This window comes from Gordonia sp. NB41Y (genome assembly GCF_030718915.1).
Taxonomy (GTDB): Bacteria; Actinomycetota; Actinomycetes; order Mycobacteriales; family Mycobacteriaceae; genus Gordonia; species Gordonia desulfuricans.
The window spans coordinates 3,144,234-3,166,287 of the sequence record NZ_CP132196.1; the positions used below are offsets into that span (position 1 = coordinate 3,144,234).

The window sequence follows — 22,054 nt, forward strand, 5'->3', positions numbered from 1 at the left end:
TTCGGTCAGCGAACCGGAGCGTGGTCGAGGGTTCGAACGCTGTGTGATCGTGCCGAGGACCCGATCGCCAGCCGTCTGCGAGGAGCACCGTGCGCCACCCTGACCTGTCCCATCTCCCCGAGCCCGCGGCCCGCCGCCCCCGAGTCGAGAGCCCCGAGGCGAAAAGCGTGCGAGCCCGATGACCGCCGATATCACGGTGACGGCATCAGGTGTCGTCGAGGCGCTCCGCGGCAGGCTACGAGGCGAGGTTGCGACACCGTCGGACGCTCGGTACGGCGAGCTGGTCGCGGGATTTCATCTGGCGTTCGCCCATACGCCGCCGGTGGCCGTCGGGCCGACCGGCGTCGACGATGTCGTCGCCATCGTCACCCTGGCGCGAGAAGCCGGGCTACCGGTGACCGCGCTCGGGGAAGGACACGGTTTCCATCGCGGGGTGAGTGACGGAATCCTCGTGCGCACCCGCGGGCTGCGGTCGGTGACCGTCGACCCGGCCACGAATACCGCCAGGATCGGTGCCGGCACCAAGTGGCAGGAAGTCGCCGACGCTGCGGCCCCCTTCGGCCTGACGCCGCTGTCCGGATCCGATGCGGGTGTCGGTGCCGTCGGGTACGTGCTGGGTGGAGGCCTGGGGCCACTCGGCCGGACCTACGGTTATGGCGCCGACGCGGTCATCTCGTTCGACGTCGTGACCGGCGACGGGCGTGCGCTCACGGTCGACGACCAACACCACGCCGAGCTCTTCTGGGCGTTGCGGGGCGGCAATCACGGGCTCGGCATCGTCACCGCGATGACGGCCAGGCTCGTGCCTCTCGACACCGTGCACGGCAACGCGTGGTACTATGCGGCAACCGATGTCGAGGCGGTGCTTCGGGACTGGGTGCGATGGTGTGGCGGCATCCCCGACACCATGAACACCTACGCCCACCTGGTCCGGATGCCCGACGATCCCGAACTCCCCGAACCGCTCCGTGGCCAAACCCTGCTCGAACTGATCCACATCTACGTCGGCGACGAATCCGACGGTCTCGAATTGGTCGAACCTCTTCTCCGATCGGCCGAACCGGTGTTCCATGAGCCGGGAAGGGTGCGCGAGGACACGATGGCCCCGGTGACCGTCGCCGACGGCGGAATCTATCTCGACGACCTCGACGACGAGGCCGTCGACGCGATCCTGGCACTTGCCGGACCGCAACATTCCTACGACGACGTCCCCCTCGTCTCGGTGGGTCTGCAACGCCTGGGCGGCGCGCTGGCCTCGCCGAGGACGTCGAGCAATGCGGTGACCGGACGTGACGCCGCGTACGCATTCCACGTGATCGGCGCGGAGCCCGACGTGATCGACACGGTGATCACGGATCAGATCCGTGCCCTGCACTGCTGCGTGGACAGGTTGAAGAGCTCCGGAACGATCCCGAACTACATCGGAAAGGCCAACGAGCCGGGCGAGGTCGACCGCGCCTGGCTGCCGGACGTGCGCCGACAGCTGGGTCGGGTTCGCGAGCAGTACGACCCCGACGGAATCTTCCGGGACAGCCACACCAACTGACGCGTTCACGATCAACTGGCATACAAGGAGGTATCGCCATGGCCATGGAGTTCGTCCATGTGACAAATGAACAACGGGTCCTGTTCGGCCGGGGTCAGGTGACCAGACATCTCCGTGACGAGGTCGACCGCATCGGGGCTCGTAAACCCCTGTTGATCGCGTCGGCTCGGGACTCGGGACTGGTCGAACGAATGACGGCGGTACTGCCGCCCGTGGTCCGCATCGACGAGGTGCGGCAACACGTGCCGATCGAGAATGCCGAACGTGCGCGTCTCGTCGCACGTGAGTCGGGCGCGGACGTCCTGATCGCGGTCGGGGGCGGGTCGGCGACCGGACTGGCGAAGGCCATCGCCCTCACCGGCGGACAACCCATCATCGCGGTGCCCACCACCTATTCGGGGTCGGAAGGCACCGACATGTGGGGCTTGACCGAAAACGGCACCAAGACAACCGGGATCGATAGCGCGGTGCTGCCGGTCAGCGTCATCTACGACGCTGATCTCGCGGCGACGCTACCAATTGGGTTAGCAGTCGCGAGCGGCCTGAATGCGCTGGCGCACTGCGTCGATGCGCTGTGGGCCCCGCGTGCCGATCCCATCAACCAGGCATTGGCACTCGAAGCGACGCGTGCGCTGTCCGCGGCGCTGCGGGACATCGCCGGTGATTCGCCGGACATCGACGGCGAGGAGGCGGCTGCCGGCCGTGAGACCGCGTTCTACGGCACCTATCTCTCCGCGGTGGCCTTCGCGTCGGCCGGGTCGGGGCTCCACCACAAGATCTGCCATGTGCTCGGCGGGACTTTCGACATGCCGCACGCACAGACCCATGCTGTGGTCCTCCCGTATGTCCTGGCACTCAATGCTCCCAAGCTGCCTGCACTTTCCGGTCGACTTGCGGAGGTTCTGGGCCATCGGGTGGACGACAGAAGCGGGGCGCCCCACGCCGTCCAAGCCCTCGAGGCCTTGCGGACCGACGTGGCTGCGCCTCGATCACTGGCCGCTCTCGGCCTCCGAGCCGACGACATCCCCGAGGCCGTCGGCCGCGTGGTGGCGATCGCGCCCCCGTCCAATCCCGCGCCGGTGACCAGTGAGTCCATCGATGCGCTGCTCCGCGCCGCGTGGGCGGGTACGCCCGCGACGGAACTCCGCCCGAGCGTGTGATCAACCACCAAGGAGACAATCATGGCCCTGTCCACCCACGCCCGCCTCGATGACGACCACGAGCGGCAAGCGGTGCACGAACAGCTTCTGACCGATCGTGTCGTCGCATCCTTCGAGCAGGCGACCGATCCTCGCCTGAAGGAGGTGATGCAGGCACTGGTCCGACACCTCCACGCGTTCATCCGCGATGTGCGCCTGTCGGAGTCGGAGTGGCGCACCGCCATCGAATTCCTGACCGCCGCCGGACACATCACCGACGACAAGCGGCAGGAGTTCATCCTGCTGTCCGACGTGCTCGGTGCGTCGATGCAGACGATCACCATCGCCAATCCGTCCGTCGGGAATGCCACGGAATCAACCGTTTTCGGGCCGTTCTTCCTCGAGAACTCGCCCGAGATCCCGCTCGGAGGAGATCTCGCCGGCGGTGCCAGGGGTACGCCCTGCTGGTTCTCGGGTCGTGTCACCGACACCGACGGTCTGCCGGTGCACGGTGCGCGGATCGAAGCCTGGGAATGTGATGAGGACGGCTTCTACGACGTGCAATACGGTGACGACCGGATGGCGGCTCGTGCGCACCTGTTCACCGACGAGAACGGTGAATACCGTTTCTGGGGACTCACTCCCGTTCCATATCCCATCCCGCATGACGGCCCGGTCGGCAAGATGCTCGACGCCGTCGGGCGTTCACCGGTGCGCGCGGCACATGTGCACTTCATGGTGAGTGCCGACGGTCTCCGTACCCTGGTGACCCACATCTTCTCCCAGGACGATCCGCAGATTGCACTCGGAGACAGTGTTTTCGGTGTCAAGGACTCTCTCATCAAGGAGTTCGTGCATCACGACGCAGGTGAGGCGACACCCGACGGGCGTGCTGTCGGTGACCGGTCGTGGGACAGCGTCCGGTTCGACATCGTGCTCGCGGCCGAGGATGCCTGACCGCTCGCGACAACCCGAAACAACAGGTGGGCCGTCACCTCTGGGTGACGGCCCACCTGTTTGTCTGTCGTGACGACGGTCAGAGCTCGAACTTGCCGACGCCCTCGATGCCGACACGGGTGAAGGAGTTCTCCGGGATCGATCCCTTACGTGCCTTGAAATGCGGGATGACGTACTTGCCGATCAACTCGATCGTCTTGAGGGTCTTGGAGTGTCCGTACCCGTCGATCTTCAGCACGACCTCGTCGATGCCCATCGCCTCGAGACGTTCGCAGCGCTCGATGAAGAAATCGGGGTCGCCGACCATGAGCATCGGGGTGGTGTCGTTCAGGTACTGGAGATCATCACTGCGGTCACGGATGTTCTCGTACAGCTTCTGCCAGTACTGGTAGCCCGGCGCCTTGGTGCCGGCGAGACCCGCGGCGAGGTCTTCGACGCTCTTGAGCATCGCCCGCATGCTGACTGCCGCGTCGTCGAACGCCTGCTCCTTTGTTGCCGCGCAATAGGCGGGGAATGTGAAACCGGTGATGTGCGGATTGACGGGGTACAGGTTGTCGATCGGTTCCGCCTCTTTGAGTCCGCGCTTGTACTCGTCGATCACCATCTGCTGGTACTCCCAGCCCAGATAGCTGTCGGCGGTCATGACGCCGAGTCCCATCTTGCCTGCGAGATAATGGGTTTCCGGGCTGGTCGCGGTCGCATAGATGGGCGGGAGCTCCTGGCTCTCCAGACGCGGGGTGACCGAGACCCCGTCGATGTCGTAGTAGTCGCCGTGGTAAGTGATCTCATCCTGCGCGAGGGCGCGGATCACGACCTCGATGTGCTCGCGCCATTCGTCTCGCGTCTTCTCTGGGTCGACCCCGAACCCGCGCATGTACTTCTCGTTGTTGGATCGTGCCGTCGCGAACTCGAAGCGCCCGTTGGACAGGATGTCCATGGTGGCCACGCGTTCCGCAACGCGCAGAGGGTGATTGAAGCCCAGACAGGTGATCGCCATCTGGCGGATCTTGATGCTGTTCGTCCGGTCGGCCAGGATCGGCATGATGACCTCGGGTGCCGAGATCGACCACTGGCCCTCCATGAAGTGCTGTTCGGAGGTGCCGATGAAATCGAAGCCCATCTCCTCTGCGAACACCAGTTCCTTGATGGTCTCGCGGAGACGGACTCCGTACGACATGCCCAGGTTCACCTGGGCTTCGGAAACGACGCCGAATTTCACGGTTACTCCTTATTGCGTCAGGGGTTGAGGGGTCGCCTCGGTGATGAGCGCGTCCTTGTCGGGTGTGACGTGTCGGCATCCCGCCGATGGGATTTCACCCGTGCCGCCTCAGTGTCGGAGCCCGCACGGCGCCACTCCAGAAGGCGGACCGGTGAACGGACCCGGGAAGCCGTGAAAGGGCGCGAGTGTCCGTACCGTCGCATCTGTGAACGACCTCGATGCTCAACAGACCTATTACGCACTCGGATTGGCCACGCCTGAGCGCCCTCCGTTGTCCGGTACACACACCTTCGATGCAGTGGTCGTCGGAGCCGGTTACGCGGGTATCTCCGCGGCAACCGCATTCGTCGAGGCCGGAATGAGTGTGATCGTTCTGGAGAAGGCAACCGTCGCGTCAGGTGCCTCGGGCCGCAACGGCGGCATCCTGTTGCTCAGCGAAGGCACGCATCTCGGCGACGCGGAGGAGTCCTCGATCGTCGACGAGTCGCTCGGCGCGGCAGCCGATGAACTCGTCAGGTTCATCGAGGACAACGGAATCGATGCCGACCTACGACGCGGCTCCATCCGGTTGGCGATCACCAAGCGGCAGGCGGCCCAGCTGGCGAAGTCGGCGGTGGCGGGCTCCGAACAGGCCAGAGCCGGTCGACGGTATCTCGACCGCGAGGACCTGAAGGAGTTCTTACGGTCCGATCGCTATGAGGCCGGCCTCTACGAGCGTGACAACATCAACCTCAATCCGCATGCGCTCCTGGAAGGGCTTGCGGCTCATGCGGAGAAGCTCGGCGTCGTCATCGCCGAACACAGCCGGGTCACGGGGATGCACGCGGGCCGTGACCGGGTCACGGTGATGACCGATACGGGGGAGATCCATGCGCAGCGTCTGGTGGTCGCGGCGGGAACCGGCTCCGGTGACGTCGTCCCGTCCACCCAGAAGACCCTGTTCACTGGATACTCGCAGATCGCGGTGACCGAGCCGATCGACGAGGCGATTCTCGACGCGGCGATGCCGTCGTGGTACTCGACGTCGGAGATCGCGTCGTTCTCGCGCTACTTCCGCCGACTCCCGGGCAACCGCCTGCTCTTCGGCATCAGCACGCTGTTCGAGACCATCGACGGACCGGCGCTCGAAGACCGCATCCGCGACGAACTGCGGGACACCTTCCCGACGCTCGGCGACGTCGCGTTCCACAGCGCCTGGGAGGGTGCGATCGCCTCGACCGTCGAAGAGACGCCACTGCTGGATCGCATCGCGCCCACCGCCGTGGTCACCTCGAGCAACGGTGTGCTGGCATCGTGGAACGGCGGACGAATCGCAGCCGCGGCCACCAGCCCCGAATACGCCGCGTACGACCTCCTCCGCGGGAACCGGCACAGCAACTGGCCGCCGCTGGGCGCTCCGGAAAGACTGGTGCGCAAGGCCGCACAGAATCTGTTCCGGATCAAGGACCGTCTGTGACGGCATGACGCTGCAACTGCGAAGCGGGCCCGGAACGTCAGTGTTCCGGGCCCGCTGAGCATTTGGTGGCACGACCGAATTTGGTGGCCCGATCGTCAGAAACGAATCACGGCCCGACCGGTGACCGAACCATGGGAGAGCCGCTCGAGTGCTGTCGACGCTTCGTCGAGTGAGAACTCCTCGACCGTCACCCGGAGTGTGCCGTCCGCGATCTTGGGAAGCAACGACCGTGCGACCTCCTGTGCCCGAGGTTCTTTGTTCAGCAGGTTCACCGGTGCGATGGTGACGTCGGAGAAGAACCAGTTCGGAAGATCGATGGTCAGCTCGGTACCGGCCGTGTAGCCGAGACAGGCGACCTTGCCGCCCGGCTTCACCCACCCGATCCGTTCGCTCAGCGACTGGCCACCGATCGTGTCCAGCAACAGATCTGCCGATTTCGCGTCTCTCAACGCGGAGGTGGCCGCGGCGTCGTCGAGCGCCACACCCCGAACTCCCTCGGGCAGGCGTGCGAGGCGATCGGCGCGGGAGACCAGCGCGATGACCTCGGCGCCGGCGTCTTGTGCGAGTTGCAGTGCCATCGACCCGACCGCGCCGGTCGCACCGCTGACCAGTACCGTCTGTCCGCTTTCGAGCGCCCCGACATCGAAGAGCGCGACGTAGGCGGTGGTGGTCGGGACGAAAAACGTCGCGGCGATCGCCGGATCGAGCGGCGTACCGAGAGGCATCAGCGCGTCGTCGGACACGGCGACCTGCTCGCGCCACGTTCCGTCGCGATCGAGTCCGATGACTCCGTCGCGGAAGATCACCTGGGTGCCGGGCGCATGGGTATCGGATTCGAGGACGGTCGCCGCACCTTCGCAGCCCGGCACGTAGGGGAGCGGGGGAACCAACTCGAAGCGTCCGGTGGACACGGTGATGTCGAGATGGCTCACCGTCGCGGCGTCCACGCGGACCAGGGTCTCACCTGGGCGTCGCGTCGGAACGGGTATGTCCTCGACCACCGGGGGCTTGTCCCAGTCGTGGATTCGGGCGGCGCGCATGGTGAAACCTCTCGGTCAGGGTCGGAACATCCAGAATGGCCGGGAACCCCTGTTGCGCGAACGGCCGGTCCGCTGACCGAACCTGTGGCGGCCTCGTCGGCGGTCAGCCTGACCAAATGACCCAACACGTTCGCCGTATCGAAGTGGAACTCCGATACCGTGCAGGTGAAACGGACACGCCGGCACTCGACTCGGGGAGGACCACATGACGGAAACCGCGCCATCCGCGACAAGCGGCGGTGAGGGGGATCCGGAAACCCGGCGGCGTCTGCTGGATGCCGCGATCCACATCGCGAGCACCGATGGGCTCGGCAAGGTCACCTACCGGTCCGTGGCCGCGCACGCCGGCCTGTCACATAGCCTGGTGCGCTTCTACTTCGGATCAAAAGAAGCCATGGTCAGCGAGGCCCTCGAGCGTGCCGCGCATCTCGACGCGGACGAATCGCAACTCCGCGCAGACTCGATCGACGACTTCAACCGGGACTTCGTCACCGTCATGTCCGGTGAGCGCAACCGCGGCATGCTGCAGTACGACTACTTGTTACGGGCGGTACGCGGTGGTGTGCCCCTGGAGCGCCTCGTGGCCGTATACGACATCTACATCGGGCAGGTCTCCGCGACACTCGAGGAGATCGGTGTCACCGATGACGACGGTTCGCTCGCCGCACTCGTTCTCGCTGCGGTCGACGGGCTCGTGATGCAGCACGCCATCTACGTGTCGGACGACCGCTCGGAGCGCATCCTCGAACGGCTCCGTGAGGTGCTGCGCGTCCTGCAGAGCCATGGGGCCGCCGACGACTGACGGTTCGTGCGGCCGACGGTTCGGTCAACGGACCATCCGAGTGCTCTCCCGGTTGCCGATATGACACCTTCGGCGGGTACCGCGACCGAAGGAGACACCTCGTGCCCGCCACTCAGCTGTTGATCGGTGAGGAATGGGTCGACGCAGCGACCGGAGCCACCGGACAGACCGTCGATCCCGCCACCGGAGAGATCCTGGCAGACTTTGCCGAAGCGAGTCCCGCAGATGTGGACGCTGCCGTTTCCGCAGCGAGGTCGGGGTTCGAATCCGATGAGTGGCGGTCGCTGACGCCCGATGCGCGAGGGAAGATCCTGTGGCGCATCGCCGATCTGATCGAGGAGAACGGCGCCGAGCTCGCGGCGCTGGAGACCTCGGACCAAGGACAGCCCATCGGCGTCAGCACCAACGTCTCGATCCCGTTGGCCGCACAGACCTTTCGCTACTACGCGGGCTGGGCGACCAAACTCGAGGGCAAGGTGTCGCCGGTCTCGATCCCCGGTCAGTTCACCTACCAGCAGCGCCGCCCGCTCGGGGTGGTCGGCCTCATCACTCCGTGGAACTTCCCGTTCGACATCGCCGCATGGAAGCTTGCACCCGCGCTGGCCACGGGGAATGCCGCAATTCTCAAGCCGGCCGAGCAGACCCCCTTGTCGACGGTTCGACTCGTCGAGCTGGCACGTGAGGCGGGAGTCCCCGCAGGCGTCGTGAATCTGCTCACCGGTGGTCCCGAGGTGGGCAAGGCCCTCGTCGCTCATGACGGGGTCGACAAGATCTCGTTCACCGGGTCCACAGCCGTGGGACAGGACATCGTCCGCGCGGCGGCGGCGAGCCTCAAGCGTGTCGGCCTCGAGCTGGGTGGCAAGGCCCCGAGCATCGTCGCGCAGGACGCCGACATCGACGCCGCGGTGATGGGAAATCTGCAGGGCGCGTTGTTCAACACCGGACAGGCATGTGGCGCGTTCACCCGGTTCTTCGTTCACCGCTCGCGGGTGGACGAGTTCGTCGAGAAGATCGCGGCGGCGGCCGACGCGCTGAAGATCGGGCCCGGCTCCGATCCCGAGACCGTCGTCGGACCGCTCGCATCCGCCGAGCACCTGGCTCGGGTCCATGGCTTCGTTACCTCCGGGAAAACCGAAGGGGCACAGCTTGTCACCGGTGGTGAGCGCGTCGGCGGTGAACTGGAGAACGGGTTCTTCTACCGGCCGACGGTGTTTACCGAGGTCACCGACGAGATGACCATCGCACGCGAGGAGATCTTCGGGCCCGTGCTGTCGATCATGCCCTACGAGGATCTCGACGAGGCCATTGCGCGTGCCAACAACACCGACTTCGGTTTGGCGGCGGTCGTCTGGACGCAAGATCTCAAGACCGCACACAGCCTGCCCGAACGAATCGAGGCCGGCACGGTGTTCGTCAATCAGCTTCCGCTCATCGACCCGGGCGCCCCGTGGGGCGGGTTCGGCAAGAGCGGTTGGGGTCGAGAGATGGGTGCCTATTCGCTCGACGAGTACACCGAGACCCAGTCCGTGTTCATCAACCTGGGCTGAAACGCCCCAGGTATCAACGAAGTTCGACCAAGCAGCACCGAGACGGTGAACTCCGCCCCGCCGGGGCGTGGTGTCGTAGCCGGTTTCCGGGGCCCGGAAAGGAAGCTCGATATGCACAGCCACCTCTTCGACGCGTTGACCGCCGACGAGATCAGTGCCGTCTCCACCATCGTTCGCAAGGCCGGGATCGGCGGTGAGCGGCCCGGTTTCGGGTCGGTCTTCACCCAGGAACCCGACAAGGCGCTCCTCCGCGCCGGAGCGGCGGTGTCTCGTCAGGCGCGCGCACTCGTCCTCGATCGGACCTCGGCCGCGACCTTCGACGTCCTGGTCGATCTGGACGACGAGTCGGTTGTCTCCAGCACGCAGCTCACCGACGGTGGTGCGCAGATGCTCGAGGAAGAACTCGAGATCATCCATGACCTCGCCAAGCAGGATCCGCGCTACATCGAGGCACTCGCGAAGCGCGGCATCACCGATCTGACGCTGGTGCAACTCGATCCGTTCGGGGTGGGCAACCGCGCCGACCTCGACGTCTCCGGTCGTCGGCTGTGGGCCTGCGTGACCTACTACCGTCACTTCCCCGAGGACAACGCGTATGCGCACATCGTCGAAGGTGTGATCATCGTCGTCGACACCGTCCGCAAAGAGGTGTTCGACGTGGAGGACCACGGCGTCAAGCCGATGAACCCGACGTGCGACAACTACACCGCAGAGCACAATCAGCCGCTGCGCGACGACATCAAGCCGCTCGACATCATCCAGCCGGAGGGCGTCAGCTTCAGCCTCGACGGCCCGCAGATGGAATGGCAGAAGTGGCGGTTCCGCATCAACATGCATCCGCTGGACGGTCTCGTGCTGTCGGGTGTCGAGTACCGCGACGGTGACACCTACCGTTCGGTGATGCATCGTGGATCGCTGGCCGAGATGATGGTTCCCTACGGGATCCCCGAAGCGGCACACTACTTTCGAAGCGCATTCGACGCCGGCGAGTACGGACTCGGGAAGATGGCCAACTCACTGCTGCTCGGGTGTGATTGTCTGGGGGAGATCACCTACCTCGATGCGGTCATGGCCGACGACGACGGAAACCCGACGACGATCAAGAACGCGATCTGCATCCACGAAGAAGACGCGGGCATCCTCTGGAAGCACACCGACTGGGTCACCGGCAAGGTCGATGTCCGGCGGTCGCGCAAGCTCGTCGTCAGTTTCATCGCCACCGTGGGTAACTACCACTATGGCTTCTACTGGAACTTCTTCCAGGACGGTCACATCGAGGTCGACACCAAATTGCTGGGCATCGTCCAGACCATTTCCTACGAATCCGGCGAGGTGCCGCCCCATGCGACGCCGATCGCCGAGAATCTAGCGGCCACCTGGCATCAGCACCTGTTCTCGTTCCGTCTCGACATGGAGGTCGACGGCTGGGAGAACTCGGTGTACCAGAACGATGTCGACGCGGCGCCGGTCGGGGACGCCAACCCGTACGGGAACGCGATCGCGGTGACCAAGACACTGATCGGGCGTGAGCAGGACGGAGACGGCCTGACCAACCCGCAGACGGCGCGGAGCTGGACGGTCGTGAACCCGAACAAGGCGAACAAGTGGGGTATGCCGGTCGGCTACAAGCTCATCCCGGGCTGGGCGTCGGACACCCTGATCGCTCAGGAACCGTCGCTGATGGTCAAGCGTGCCGGCTTCGCAACCAAGAACATGTGGGTCACCCCGTACCAGCCGGATGAGATGCACTCTGCCGGTGACCATCCGAATCAGGACCGGTCCGGAGCGGGTCTGCCGACCTGGACAGAGGCGAATCGTCCGGTGGAGAACACCGACGTGGTCCTGTGGCACACCGTGGGAGTGACGCACATCCCGCGTTCGGAGGACTGGCCGGTGATGCCGACCGAGGTGGCCAGCTTCATGTTGGTGCCCAACAACTTCTTCGACAAGAACCCTGCTCTGGACGTCCCGGACCTGAGCAAGAGCCACTGCTCGTCCTCGGGGTGCAGCCATTGCCCTCCGGGTGAGTGCACCTGCGGCCACTGAGGGAGTCGTGATGCACACGATCTTGACCCTGGCCGCGTTGATCTCGATGGCGGTCGCGCTCATCGGTTGTGCGGAAGGCAAACGGATCGACGTCCGTAACCTCATGACTATGTCGGTCATGCTCCTCGGCATGGTCGACGTCATGGCACTGGACAGCCGGATTCTGCCCACCTTCGCATGGGTGGCGGTGTTCGCGCTCGCCGCGGTGTCGCAGCTCTTCGGGCCCGACGATTCCGGCCTGCGGTATGTGCGAGTGGCGACGTCGGCAGTCATGGCGGTCCTGTGTGGTGTCATGCCGGCTGCCCTGGGGGCTGGGCGCAGTGCGCATGCCGCGACCGCCGGCTCGGCTCCGGTCTCGCCTGGGCCGACGGGCCACTTGCGTACAGGCCACGGCGCCCACGGCGCGCACATGTCGGCCGATTCCGTTGCGACACAGGCGTCGACGGCCGGTGTCGATGGTTTCTGGCCCGCAGGTCTGGCGATCATGGTTCTGCTGGTGGTCGCGTACGCGGGATTCTTGCTGTGGCAGGTGAGGTTCGGCCGAGGCCGGCGGACCCTGCGATCTCGTATCGAGGTAGGGGCGGGAGTCGCGTCGGTCGGTGCCATGACCGCGATGCTCTTGCTGTGACTGCACATCTCGAAGGCAACGAAAGGGCCGGCAGGGCGGAGATATTCGCCCTGCCGGCCCTTCTTTGCTCTCGGAACGTTCGTCCGTTACCCCTATTTCGCTGCCGTGCCGGGGATTCAGGAAGATCTGGGGGGCGACGCTGTGGGCGACCCGGTTGAACTCCGTGTCGGCGTCGCGGACCTGCCGCTGCTCGGCGCGAGCGCTCGATCGCTGAACGAACACCGAGAAGGCCCCGGCCGGAACATGTCCGGCCGAGGCCTTCTCGGAATCTCTGTCGGATTCGTCAGATACGAGTCTGACCGATGAGCTCGTAGCGTTCGGGGTACTTCGCGCGCACCCAGAAGCCGAAGGCCAGGCCGGCCGCTGCGACGACCAGCAGAATCCAGGGCAGGTTGTTGACCCACCAGGTCGGCACACCGGTCAAGGCGCCGTAGTTGTCGATCCCGGCGTAGGTGCACAGGCTGAGAAGAATCGCCGCCAGTACCGGGGCTCCGACAGTCGTGACACCGATGACCTTACGGCGGAAGAAGAAGACCGCGATCGAGATCGACGCGACGGTAAGCATCCCCACCAGTCCGATGGTGCCCATACCGACCAGTGAGGTCGACATGTCCAGCAGCGGACTGTAATCCGCGGCGAAGTACACGACCGAGAGGAGGACGAACACCACTGCGATCGAGATCAGCCCGATCGACGGCGTTCCCGTCTTCGGATGCGTGACCCCCAAGGCTCGGGGCGCCATGTTGTCCCGGGACAGCGCGAAGAGATAGCGCGCCCCGGCGTTCTGGAAGGCCAGCACGCCGGCAAAGAGGCTGAGCGCGTTGAGGACCGAGAGGATATCCGTCCAGCCGGTTCCGACGTAGTGATCCGACAGGCGGAACACGAATGTGCCGGGGTCCTCGGCCACGGCCGGTACCAGCTCGTCGACGCCGGTGCCGGCAACCATGGCCCACGACGAAAAGGTGTAGAGCCCGCCGATGAGCACGAGGATGATGTAGGTCGCGCGCGGAATCGTTCGCCGCGGCGCCTTCGCCTCTTCGGAGTAGATCGCGGTGGCCTCGAAGCCGAGGAACATCGAGAAGGCGTAGATCACGGCGACCCCGACGGCTCCGGTGAACACCGTGGACGGGCTGAAGACGTCCAGTGTGAAGGCCGGGAAGCCCTGCTCGACAAGGATCGCGATGTCCACGACGAGCAGTCCGATGAGTTCGAGGGTCAGGATCACGAGGAGAACCCGGGCGGTGAGGGTGACACCGGCGACAGCCATGCCGGTCCCGATCACCACACAAGCGATGGCGACGATCAACCATGGCGGGTTGAAGTCGAAGAAGCGTTCCATCAACGCGGTGGCGAAGTAGCTGAACCCACCTACTACAGAAGCTCCCAGTGCGACGTAGACCAGCGCGAGGACGTACGCGGACGCGAGACCGGCGGGGCGCCCGAGACCGGCGCTCACATATGCGTATATCGCGCCCGTGTTGGTGATGTACGGGAGGATCTTCACGAATCCGACCGCGAAGACGGCAAGGATCAGTGACACCAGCAGTAGGGCACCGGGCATGCCGGCGCCGTTGCCGAGCAGCATTCCCAAGGGGATGAGGGCGACGGCCGAGGCGATCGGTGCGGCTGCGGCGATCACCATCGCGACGATGTGGGTGGTCCCAACCGTCCCGCTCTTCAGAGTTGTGGCGTCGTCTGGTGGCACCGGCGCTGCGGTAGAGGGGGTGAGACTGTCGGTCATATGGATTCTCCTGGCGGCTGGAAGCCGTGGCTGTGCAACCCCATGGGGCTGATAGGAGCAGCCGCGGGACAGCACTCGACGATGAGCGCGCGGCTGGCGTGGCGACCGACCTGACACACGCGTGGTCGACGCTGGGTCCGGTCACGACGTGTGCAAATCGGGTGTGGAAATCCTGAGGCCAAACCGTGTGTCGATCGACGCCCGGGTTCACTCATCGGACCGCCGGGGCGCCAACGGCATCCGATCGGCATTTACTTCCGACTCAAGCAGCCAACCCGCGATCGGAGACACGTGACCGCCTACTACCGCCCGTCCACTGAAGACATCACGACACCGTACAGAGCAGGCCGCATGGGTCATCTCCGCGAGGATGATGCGGTACGCACAGGATTCTGGATCGTCCGGCCGGATGAGACGCCTGGCCCGGTCACCCTCACGCTGCCGTTCGACCGGACGATCTACGTCGTCGAGGGTGCCGTCGAGTACGCCGTCACCGACGGTCCCACATACCGGATTGCCGCGGGTGACGCAGCCTCGTTCGTGAAGGGTTCCGAGGTGACGTTCACGGTCCTGGAGGACCTCCGCCAGTTCTACGTCGACAGCCTCTGAGGCGGATCGGTCCCCAGTGTGGTCCGCGGGTCCGGCCAGCGGACCACGCGCGGGTGAACTCGATTGAGCGACACCACAATCACTCTCACCGCCGCCCTGGGCTGCCGGTACCGACCATTTCGATGATAGGAGAATGATGTCCGCAAGCACAGCAGCCGACACCGTGCTGCGAGGTGGGCCCGTACTCGACCTCTCCGACTGGCAGCCGGGCGACCGTGCCACCGCGGCGTGGCTCAGCACGCGCCCGACGGCCATGGCCGTCAAAGACGGCGAGATCGTCGCGCTCGGAGATGACGCCGAGGAGCTGATCGGTGAGGGTACCGAAGTCGTCGAGCTCGACGGTTCCACCGTCATCCCCGGTATCAACGACGGGCACCTCCACTTCACGGCTTATTCCGTCACCACGCACACATACGTGAAGATGTGCACCGACATCTTCACCGACCTCGCACAGCTTCCCCAGTTCTTGACACGGGACAAGATCGATCCGAGCGGCTGGATCCGCGGACACGGCTGGGACGGCCTGGTCCTCGGGCGCAACCTTACTGCCGAGGACATCGACAAGGCACTGGAGGCCAACGGGATTCCCGGTACCCCGGTGGTTCTCTTCGACTGGAGCGGGCACTCGCTGACTGCTAACTCGGTTGCCCTGGAATTGGCCGGGATCACCACGGCAACCCCCGATCCTCCCGGTGGCCTCATCAGCCGCACCGCGGACGGTGCGCCGGCGGGTTTCCTCACCGATGCCGCGATCGCACCCATGATCGAGACGATCCCCACCGTCCCGAGAAGTCAGTTGATCGAGGCGTACCGGGCGGGGCAGGCGGACCTTCATGCCCTCGGGATCACGGCTCTGACCGAACCCGGACTGGGGCCGGGCCACGTGTCGCTGCTCGACGGGTCCGGGTCGGAGGCGGCACTCGAGGTCTTGGGTGACTTCGCTGAGTCCGGCGACCTGACGATGCGTGTCTCCGTGCTCGTGCTGCCGGTGGGTACCGGCGGCTGCAGTGCGAAGGACGTTCGACGGCACCTCGAAGCCGGACTCGCCAACGCCTACGACGACCGCGAGATCGATCCGCGGCGACTGAAGATCGTCGGGGTGAAGGTGTTCGCGGACGGGACCCCGCAGAACGGCACCACGTGGCACAAGGAACCGGTGCACACCGACAACGCGCCGGGGCATCGCTGCGGACACATGGTCATCGCCGGGGACAGCGACGTCGACAAGGTCGCCGAACTGGAAGAGATCATCAGGTACGTCGACGGTGCGGGGTTGCAGATCGGTGTGCATTCGATCGGCGATCAGACCGTGGAGACCGTGATCGACAAGATCGCCGAGATCGCCCCGAACAGCCCGGCGCGTCACTACCTGATCCACACCACCGAGCTCTATCCCGAGGGCATGAAGACCCTGGTGGACAACGGGATCGGCGCCTGCTTCAACCCGGTGATCATCTCGACCTTCGCCACGACGCTCCCAGAGGACCGCGTTCGCCGGACCGAGCCGATCGGGTCGGCGCTGCGCGCGGGGGTCAGGCCCGGGCTCACCTCCGATGCCCCGGTCGTCCCACCGGACTGGCGCCCGGCGGTCGTCTATGCAGTGTCCCGCTCGCATTGCTGGGAAGGCCCGGTCCCGGCCGACGATCTTGAAGGCATCACCAGTCTCGACGCGCTCGCCATGCTCACCCGCGAGGCCGCCTACCGCGAGCACGGCGAACTGTGGCGTGGGACGCTCAAGGTCGGACAGCGCGCTGACCTCGCCGTGCTCGACGGCACCTGGCCCGATGATCCCGAGGTCGAATCGTTGATGGGTCGCCCGATCGCATTGACGATGGTCGACGGCCAGATAGTGCACAGGGTCTGAACAGTCAAGTGGGCCGCGGCAACGCCGCGGCTCACACGGTCCGGGCACCGCAGGTGACGAAGTGTGCGTCGAACGGTCCGGATGCCACGGATCTCGTACCAGCCGCTAGGCTTCATGGGCAAACGTCGATGTGGAGGTGACGATGACCCAGGAACCGGCGGGCGGGGGACTGCCCGGATCCGTGGTTCTCGGGATATCTGTCGTGGACGACCAGATCGCATCCGTCGTCCGTGACGCCGACGGCCACATCCTGGCCAGCAATCTCGTCGACCTGCCGGACCCCTCTGCCCCCGCGGTCGAGACCGCGATCGTCGAACTCGTCGAGTCGGTCCCGGTCGTCGTCGATCAGATCGGCGTCTCCGTCTCCCGCGAGGACGTTCGCAAGCATCTGGCCCAGGTCTTCGCCTCGGAGACCGCGGCCGAGTCCTGGTACGACCGCGTCGTCGTCACCGGATATGCCTCGGCGCTCGCCGAGATCGCGTGCACTCACGCGACCCGCGGCGGCGTCGTCGCCGTCGTCGACCTCGACCGCGATGCCGCTCCGGCGGCCGGTACGACAATGGCCACGATCGACACGACGTCGGGCGCGGTCCTCGGGACGGCCGACTTCACCACCAACCGGCTCGCGCCGGTCACCGATCCGGACGGGGCGTCCGAGCTCTCGACGGCCGTCACCAAGCTGCCGCGCGGTCGCGACATCACCTCGATCATCGTCGTCGGGCCGGGGGCGGAGCTGCCGGGTATCGCCCCGGCCGTCGAGTACGCCGCGCAGCGGCCTGTGACGGTTGCCGGCAACCCGTCGCTGGCCTCGGCGATCGGCGCGGCCGACGCCGCCCTGGTGGCGCTGTCTGCGCCCGCGGGGGCCACGCGGGTGTCGACCGGACGACGCTGGTGGTTCGTCGGTGCCGCGATCGGAGCCGCGGTGTTCCTCGGTGCCGTCGGACTGGCCCTGCTCCTGGCCGGTGAGGGCGAGACCCCCGAACCCGTGTCGGTCACCATCACCGAGACACCCGCGGCCGTGACCGTCACCGCCGACGCGACGACGGTCACCCGGACCGAAACCGAGACGCAGGCCCGCACGACGACGGTCACCACCGCGCCGCGTCCGGTCACCCGGACGACCACGGTGACCGAAGAGATACCCGGCCCCTTCACGGTGACCGAGACGGAGACCACCACCATCGAGGTGCCCGCTCCGGGAGAACCGGGACAGTCGGCGCCCTGACGAGGTGAGCCGGGGAACCGGACCGACTAGACCGGATCGTGCTGGATACGGCTCGCCCGGACCCCGGCGATGATCAGCTTGCGCCGGGTCGCCTCGATCATCTGCGACGACCCCGCGATCAGCACCTGATGGTTCTCCCAGTTCCCGGTGTCGACGACGACGTCGGCGAGGGTGCCGATCCGGTGGTCGATCCCGAGTTCGGCAGGCGCCGCCACCGCGGTGATCCACCACGGATCCCGCTCCTCCTCCGACACCGCGGTGACCTGCAACCACGGATTGGTCGACGCGATACGCCGGAGCACACTCAGGTCGTAGAGCTCGCCGGGATACCGCATGCCGTAGAAGATGTGCGTCGGCGGCGAGTCCGCGCGCTTGGACATCTCGATGAGCAGCGCACGCAGCGGCGCGAGCCCGGTACCGCCGGCGACCATCAGCACGGGCCGGTCCCGGTCGACGTGCAGTGTGCCGTGACTCTGGGACAGCGTCCAGACGTCTCCGACGCTGGTCTCGCTGACGATGGCCGAACTGACCGTCCCACCCTTGATCGCCCGTACGTGGAACTCCAGTTCACCGGCCGGGTTCGGGGGGATCGACGGCGAGAAGTTGCGCCACTGCTTGGGCCACTGCGGCGTGTGGACCTCGAGGTACTGGCCGGCATTGAACGTCAGCGGTGCATGCGCGCTGACCGGATTCCCCGAGGCGATCGAGGCCACCTGGCCGCTGGCCACGGTGCAGACCTGCGTGGTGCATCTGATCCGCAACTCGATGCGGTTCGTGAACTACAAAGACCGCAAAGACGTCGCCCGGGCGATCAAACCGATCTACACCGCCCCCGACGCCGACACCGCTCGCCGCGAGTGGGAAGCCTTCCGGGACTCCGAGCTCGGGCTCAAATATCCGAGTGCGGCATTGGCTTTCGATCGCGCCTGGGACAGATTCATCCCGTTCCTAGCGTTCCCGCCCGAGCTACGCAAAGTCATCTACACCACCAACTCGATCGAGTCACTGAACTACCAGCTACGCAAGGTGATCAAGAACAGGGGACACTTCCCCAACGACGTCGCGGTCCGCAAACTGTTGTGGTTGGCGATCTGCGACATCGAGGACAAACGCGCCAGGCAACGCGAGAAAGAACGCGGCACGCCCGCCGCCACGCGCAGAGCCCCCGGACGACTCGTCGAGGGACAGGTCGTGACGAACTGGAAACAGGCCCTCGGGCAACTCGCCCTGGCCTACCCCGACCGCATCGAACCCCACCTCAGCTAGACCCACCAACAACCACAGGAACACCAGGAGTCACGTTCTTACACAGACATCTTGACAAGCTCGGTGGCCGCTTTGCATCGGTCAACAACACAGCGTCAGACACGATCTCGGCCACCGAGTTACACCACTCTATGGGGCACTACTGTTCACATTGTGCCCGTGTGTCCCGACACAGCCCCCCTATTGGCACCACCCCCACCCACCGACGAAAGAGCCGGTGCCCTTCAGCGGTCGTAGCCATCGACAACGCGACAGAACTCCAGGGCTTCTCGGAGGTTCGCGGGTTCCGTCGACGGGTAGACCACCCCTGCACCCAACCCGCGCAGCGGCGAAACCCGTGCGAGGGTGAGCTTGTCCACCGCTCATGAGCATGGACCCAAGCCACTCCGCATGCTCATTCCAAAAGGGCTGTACCGCAACAGGAAACGTCCCTCACGCGAGGTCGCTGATCTCAGTCATTCTTCGTCCGCATGATTAGCGAAGTCCTGCAGTAGTGTGCGATCCATGACAACAAAGACGATCACCACCCGGGCTCTGGTCACCGTCGCCGCACTGTCGACACTGCTACTGGCCGTCCCAACGACAGGATCAGCAGCCCCAGCACCACGACTCGGCGTCCTCGGAGACGACATCTGGGTCATGGGCAACAACGCCTTCTGCCACGGAGCCATCCACGTCGGAATCGACACCAACCCCGCCAAACGAGGCCAAGCCACCATCTCCCTCACCTCACGCGGATTCACCGGCACCCAACCCGCCTGGGGACGCAACCCCTCCTGCCGGGTCAACGTCGCGATCGGCTACTGGTCCGGCATCCAATATCGCGAGAAAGGCGTGCCGATGAACCTCGGACCACGACCAGAAGCGCCAGTCCGCGTGAACCTCCGCGGAGTCGGACAAGGCATCAACCTCATGTCCTTCACCACCCACCCCAACCTCAACAAGGGCGTCTCGTACTACGTCCGAATCCCGCAGCCCTGAGGCCGAACAGGCTCAGTACGAACAAGAGGGTCTGGTCCGCATCGGACCAGACCCTCTTCGTATTCGCACCAGCGAGTTCTCGACTTCTGACGGGCAGGTAGGGAGGCATACACGCCAACTACCGCCACGATCGCTGCGCCCACCAACACCACGACAGCGACAGAGATGGGCAGCGGGTTGACCAAGCTTCCCAGGACGATAGCGGCAATGAGCACGACGACGGCGGCGAGCAGCGCAGGGGCAAGGCGGGCCCGGCGTATCGCTGTCTCCTCAATGTCTGCACCCCGGACAGCGGCGGCGTGCCCAAGCATCGCCCCGACCGCTGCCGCTCCGGCCCCAAAACACCCCGATCATCACCCATCCGACTGCCGTGGCCACACCGCCAGTCGGGGCGATCGGAGGAGGAATGATCAAGACCTGTGGATCTGGGAGGGCGTGCCTTCCCGCAAATATGATCCCGGTAGTCACTTGATCAAGTCAGCGTTGCAGCGCTGGCGGAAAGGCACGCCTCGTGCTCACGGTAGTCAACACCAATGAAGGTTCCAACCCGGCCGACGATCAGAGCCGCTCGATCCTCGATGAGATCGTGCGTGACGGCGCCCGACAGATGCTTGCCGCGGCGCTACGCGCGGAGGTGGCCGCCTACATCGACCAGTTCGCCGATCAGGTCGACGAGAACGGGCACCGACTGGTAGTCCGTAACGGGTACCACAACGCGCGGGAGGTGATGACCGCCGCGGGTGCGGTCACGGTGAAAGCACCGCGGGTCAATGACAAGCGTGTCGACCCCGAAACCGAGGAGCGGCACAAGTTTTCGTCGAAGATCTTGCCCGCGTGGGCGCGTAAGAGTCCGGAGATCTCCGCGGTGCTGCCGTTGCTGTATCTACATGGGCTGTCCTCGGGTGATTTCGGGCCGGCGCTCGAGCAGTTCCTGGGGTCGGGCGCCGGACTGTCGGCGGCCACGATCACCCGGCTGACCAAGCAATGGCAGAAAGAGGCCGCCGCCTTCGCCGACCGGGCTATCACCGCCGACTATGTGTACCTGTGGGTCGACGGTATCCACCTCAAGGTGCGTTTGGAGCAGGAGAAGCTGTGCCTGCTGGTGATGATCGGGGTCCGCGCCGACGGCAAGAAGGAACTCATCGCAGTCGCTGATGGGTATCGGGAATCGACCGAGTCGTGGGCGGATCTGCTGCGGTCGTGCAAACGCCGCGGCATGCCGGCGCCGGCTCTGGCCGTCGGGGACGGGGCGCTCGGCTTCTGGGCCGCGATCCGGGAGGTGTTCCCCGACACGCGTGAGCAACGATGCTGGTTCCACAAACAAGCCAATGTTCTTGCTGCGCTACCGAAATCAGCCCACCCCAACGCGATCAAGGCGATGCAGGAAATCTACAACGCCGAAGACGAACACCACGCCCGCCAAGCGATCACCGCGTTCGAGAAAGCCTACAGCGCCAAGTACCCGAAGGCCGTGGCCAAGATCGTCGATGACGACGACGTGCTACTCGAGTTCTACCGGTACCCGGCCGAACACTGGATACATCTGCGCACCACCAACCCGATCGAGTCCACGTTCGCGACCGTGCGACTGCGGACCAAGGTGACCAAAGGCCCCGGATCACGGGCCGCCGGCATCGCGATGGCCTACAAGTTGATCGAGGCTGCCCAATCGAAATGGCGGGCGGTCAACGCACCGCACCTGGTGAAACTGGTCCGTGACGGCGCCACCTTCGAAAAAGGCAAACTCGTCGAACCCGACCCCAACTCAGACTCCGAGGAGGCCGCCTGAAACTCGCCCATCCACAGGTCTTGACAATAACTCGGATCGGTCCGAGCGCTGCAATTGGCAGACACTGAGTTGCTCGAGCGCCCAGTGTCGTACGCACGCCTAAAGCAGCTTGCTGCGAAGTACGGTCAGACCCCTCGGGTATGGTCTGCCACGAAAATCAGTCCTAAACTGTTCGCCGACCTGATGGAGGAAGCCTGCT

At 65.3% G+C, this 22,054-nt stretch carries 16 protein-coding genes and 2 pseudogenes; 14 read left to right on the plus strand and 4 right to left on the minus strand.

The annotated features are described in order from the left end of the window. The first annotated feature begins 178 nt into the window (after positions 1 to 178). Genes Q9K23_RS13565 through Q9K23_RS13575 form a run of 3 tightly spaced genes read left to right on the plus strand, consistent with a single transcriptional unit; the run spans position 179 to position 3,642 of the window. Complete coding sequence (locus Q9K23_RS13565; RefSeq protein ID WP_020790681.1) at positions 179 to 1,546, plus strand: FAD-binding oxidoreductase; 1,368 nt, start codon at positions 179 to 181, stop codon at positions 1,544 to 1,546. 44 nt (positions 1,547 to 1,590) lie between these two features. Further along, positions 1,591 to 2,706 carry a maleylacetate reductase gene (locus tag Q9K23_RS13570; RefSeq protein WP_338018375.1) on the plus strand — a complete coding sequence of 372 codons (1,116 nt, stop codon included), beginning with the start codon at positions 1,591 to 1,593 and terminating at the stop codon, positions 2,704 to 2,706. 21 nt (positions 2,707 to 2,727) lie between these two features. Next, on the plus strand, positions 2,728 to 3,642 hold the full coding sequence (locus Q9K23_RS13575) for a dioxygenase (RefSeq protein WP_053776714.1): 915 nt from the start codon (positions 2,728 to 2,730) through the stop codon (positions 3,640 to 3,642). Between the two features lie 79 nt (positions 3,643 to 3,721). Here the strand turns inward: Q9K23_RS13575 and Q9K23_RS13580 are convergent, their stop codons facing one another. Next, complete coding sequence (locus Q9K23_RS13580) at positions 3,722 to 4,861, minus strand: LLM class flavin-dependent oxidoreductase (RefSeq protein WP_059038539.1); 1,140 nt, start codon at positions 4,859 to 4,861, stop codon at positions 3,722 to 3,724. Positions 4,862 to 5,159: 298 nt separating this feature from the next. Between Q9K23_RS13580 and Q9K23_RS13585 the strand changes: the two genes are divergently transcribed. Further along, positions 5,160 to 6,317 (plus strand): FAD-dependent oxidoreductase, encoded by a 1,158-nt coding sequence (locus Q9K23_RS13585; protein ID WP_053776716.1) that lies wholly within the window; start codon positions 5,160 to 5,162, stop codon positions 6,315 to 6,317. A gap of 95 nt (positions 6,318 to 6,412) precedes the next feature. On the opposite strand, the gene Q9K23_RS13590 is transcribed toward Q9K23_RS13585, so the two are convergent. Continuing rightward, positions 6,413 to 7,357 carry a zinc-binding alcohol dehydrogenase family protein gene (locus tag Q9K23_RS13590; RefSeq protein ID WP_020790674.1) on the minus strand — a complete coding sequence of 315 codons (945 nt, stop codon included), beginning with the start codon at positions 7,355 to 7,357 and terminating at the stop codon, positions 6,413 to 6,415. 205 nt (positions 7,358 to 7,562) lie between these two features. Here Q9K23_RS13590 and Q9K23_RS13595 point away from each other — a divergent pair, with 205 nt between their 5' ends. The 4 genes from Q9K23_RS13595 to Q9K23_RS13610 all read left to right on the plus strand — a co-directional run bounded on the left by Q9K23_RS13595 (position 7,563) and on the right by Q9K23_RS13610 (position 12,380). Then, a complete protein-coding gene (locus Q9K23_RS13595; protein ID WP_020790675.1) occupies positions 7,563 to 8,159 on the plus strand; it encodes a TetR/AcrR family transcriptional regulator in 597 nt (198 codons plus the stop codon). 101 nt (positions 8,160 to 8,260) lie between these two features. After that, complete coding sequence (locus Q9K23_RS13600) at positions 8,261 to 9,706, plus strand: aldehyde dehydrogenase family protein (protein ID WP_059038543.1); 1,446 nt, start codon at positions 8,261 to 8,263, stop codon at positions 9,704 to 9,706. 111 nt (positions 9,707 to 9,817) lie between these two features. After that, complete coding sequence (locus Q9K23_RS13605) at positions 9,818 to 11,752, plus strand: primary-amine oxidase (protein ID WP_020792655.1); 1,935 nt, start codon at positions 9,818 to 9,820, stop codon at positions 11,750 to 11,752. Positions 11,753 to 11,762: 10 nt separating this feature from the next. Then, positions 11,763 to 12,380, plus strand: a complete 618-nt coding sequence (locus Q9K23_RS13610; protein WP_059038546.1) for a hypothetical protein — start codon at positions 11,763 to 11,765, stop codon at positions 12,378 to 12,380. Positions 12,381 to 12,663: 283 nt separating this feature from the next. On the opposite strand, the gene Q9K23_RS13615 is transcribed toward Q9K23_RS13610, so the two are convergent. After that, positions 12,664 to 14,121: an APC family permease gene (locus Q9K23_RS13615; protein ID WP_082365778.1), complete on the minus strand. Its 1,458-nt coding sequence runs from the start codon at positions 14,119 to 14,121 to the stop codon at positions 12,664 to 12,666. Between the two features lie 291 nt (positions 14,122 to 14,412). On the opposite strand from Q9K23_RS13615, the gene Q9K23_RS13620 reads away from it, so the two are divergent. The 3 genes from Q9K23_RS13620 (at position 14,413) to Q9K23_RS13630 (ending at position 17,819) form a co-directional block, all read left to right on the plus strand. After that, positions 14,413 to 14,730 carry a cupin domain-containing protein gene (locus tag Q9K23_RS13620; RefSeq protein ID WP_152972661.1) on the plus strand — a complete coding sequence of 106 codons (318 nt, stop codon included), beginning with the start codon at positions 14,413 to 14,415 and terminating at the stop codon, positions 14,728 to 14,730. Between the two features lie 136 nt (positions 14,731 to 14,866). Continuing rightward, positions 14,867 to 16,594, plus strand: coding sequence for an amidohydrolase (locus Q9K23_RS13625; protein ID WP_160319580.1), 1,728 nt, complete (start codon positions 14,867 to 14,869; stop codon positions 16,592 to 16,594). 142 nt (positions 16,595 to 16,736) lie between these two features. Then, positions 16,737 to 17,819 carry a hypothetical protein gene (locus Q9K23_RS13630; protein ID WP_059038550.1) on the plus strand — a complete coding sequence of 361 codons (1,083 nt, stop codon included), beginning with the start codon at positions 16,737 to 16,739 and terminating at the stop codon, positions 17,817 to 17,819. Positions 17,820 to 17,845: 26 nt separating this feature from the next. On the opposite strand, the pseudogene Q9K23_RS13635 reads toward Q9K23_RS13630, so the two are convergent. Further along, positions 17,846 to 18,499: pseudogene (locus tag Q9K23_RS13635) on the minus strand (FAD-binding oxidoreductase); the annotation flags it as partial. Here Q9K23_RS13635 and Q9K23_RS13640 point away from each other — a divergent pair. The 3 genes and pseudogenes from Q9K23_RS13640 to Q9K23_RS13650 all read left to right on the plus strand — a co-directional run. Continuing rightward, a pseudogene (locus Q9K23_RS13640) lies at positions 18,405 to 19,085 on the plus strand (transposase); the annotation flags it as partial. The pseudogenes Q9K23_RS13635 and Q9K23_RS13640 overlap by 95 nt on opposite strands. A gap of 504 nt (positions 19,086 to 19,589) precedes the next feature. Further along, positions 19,590 to 20,066 (plus strand): hypothetical protein, encoded by a 477-nt coding sequence (locus tag Q9K23_RS13645; protein WP_053776720.1) that lies wholly within the window; start codon positions 19,590 to 19,592, stop codon positions 20,064 to 20,066. Positions 20,067 to 20,577: 511 nt separating this feature from the next. Continuing rightward, a complete protein-coding gene (locus Q9K23_RS13650) occupies positions 20,578 to 21,855 on the plus strand; it encodes an IS256 family transposase (RefSeq protein WP_053778630.1) in 1,278 nt (425 codons plus the stop codon). Positions 21,856 to 22,054: the final 199 nt, after the last annotated feature.

Bases quoted from the DNA above. Each gene is read 5' to 3' on its own strand.
- Q9K23_RS13565 (WP_020790681.1), top strand. From the start codon at position 179: ATGACCGCCGATATCACGGTGACGGCATCAGGTGTCGTCGAGGCGCTC.
- Q9K23_RS13570 (WP_338018375.1), top strand. From the start codon at position 1,591: ATGGAGTTCGTCCATGTGACAAATGAACAACGGGTCCTGTTCGGCCGG.
- Q9K23_RS13575 (WP_053776714.1), top strand. From the start codon at position 2,728: ATGGCCCTGTCCACCCACGCCCGCCTCGATGACGACCACGAGCGGCAA.
- Q9K23_RS13590 (WP_020790674.1), bottom strand. From the start codon at position 7,357: ATGCGCGCCGCCCGAATCCACGACTGGGACAAGCCCCCGGTGGTCGAG.
- Q9K23_RS13595 (WP_020790675.1), top strand. From the start codon at position 7,563: ATGACGGAAACCGCGCCATCCGCGACAAGCGGCGGTGAGGGGGATCCG.
- Q9K23_RS13605 (WP_020792655.1), top strand. From the start codon at position 9,818: ATGCACAGCCACCTCTTCGACGCGTTGACCGCCGACGAGATCAGTGCC.
- Q9K23_RS13610 (WP_059038546.1), top strand. From the start codon at position 11,763: ATGCACACGATCTTGACCCTGGCCGCGTTGATCTCGATGGCGGTCGCG.
- Q9K23_RS13615 (WP_082365778.1), bottom strand. From the start codon at position 14,121: ATGACCGACAGTCTCACCCCCTCTACCGCAGCGCCGGTGCCACCAGAC.
- Q9K23_RS13625 (WP_160319580.1), top strand. From the start codon at position 14,867: ATGTCCGCAAGCACAGCAGCCGACACCGTGCTGCGAGGTGGGCCCGTA.
- Q9K23_RS13630 (WP_059038550.1), top strand. From the start codon at position 16,737: ATGACCCAGGAACCGGCGGGCGGGGGACTGCCCGGATCCGTGGTTCTC.
- Q9K23_RS13645 (WP_053776720.1), top strand. From the start codon at position 19,590: ATGACAACAAAGACGATCACCACCCGGGCTCTGGTCACCGTCGCCGCA.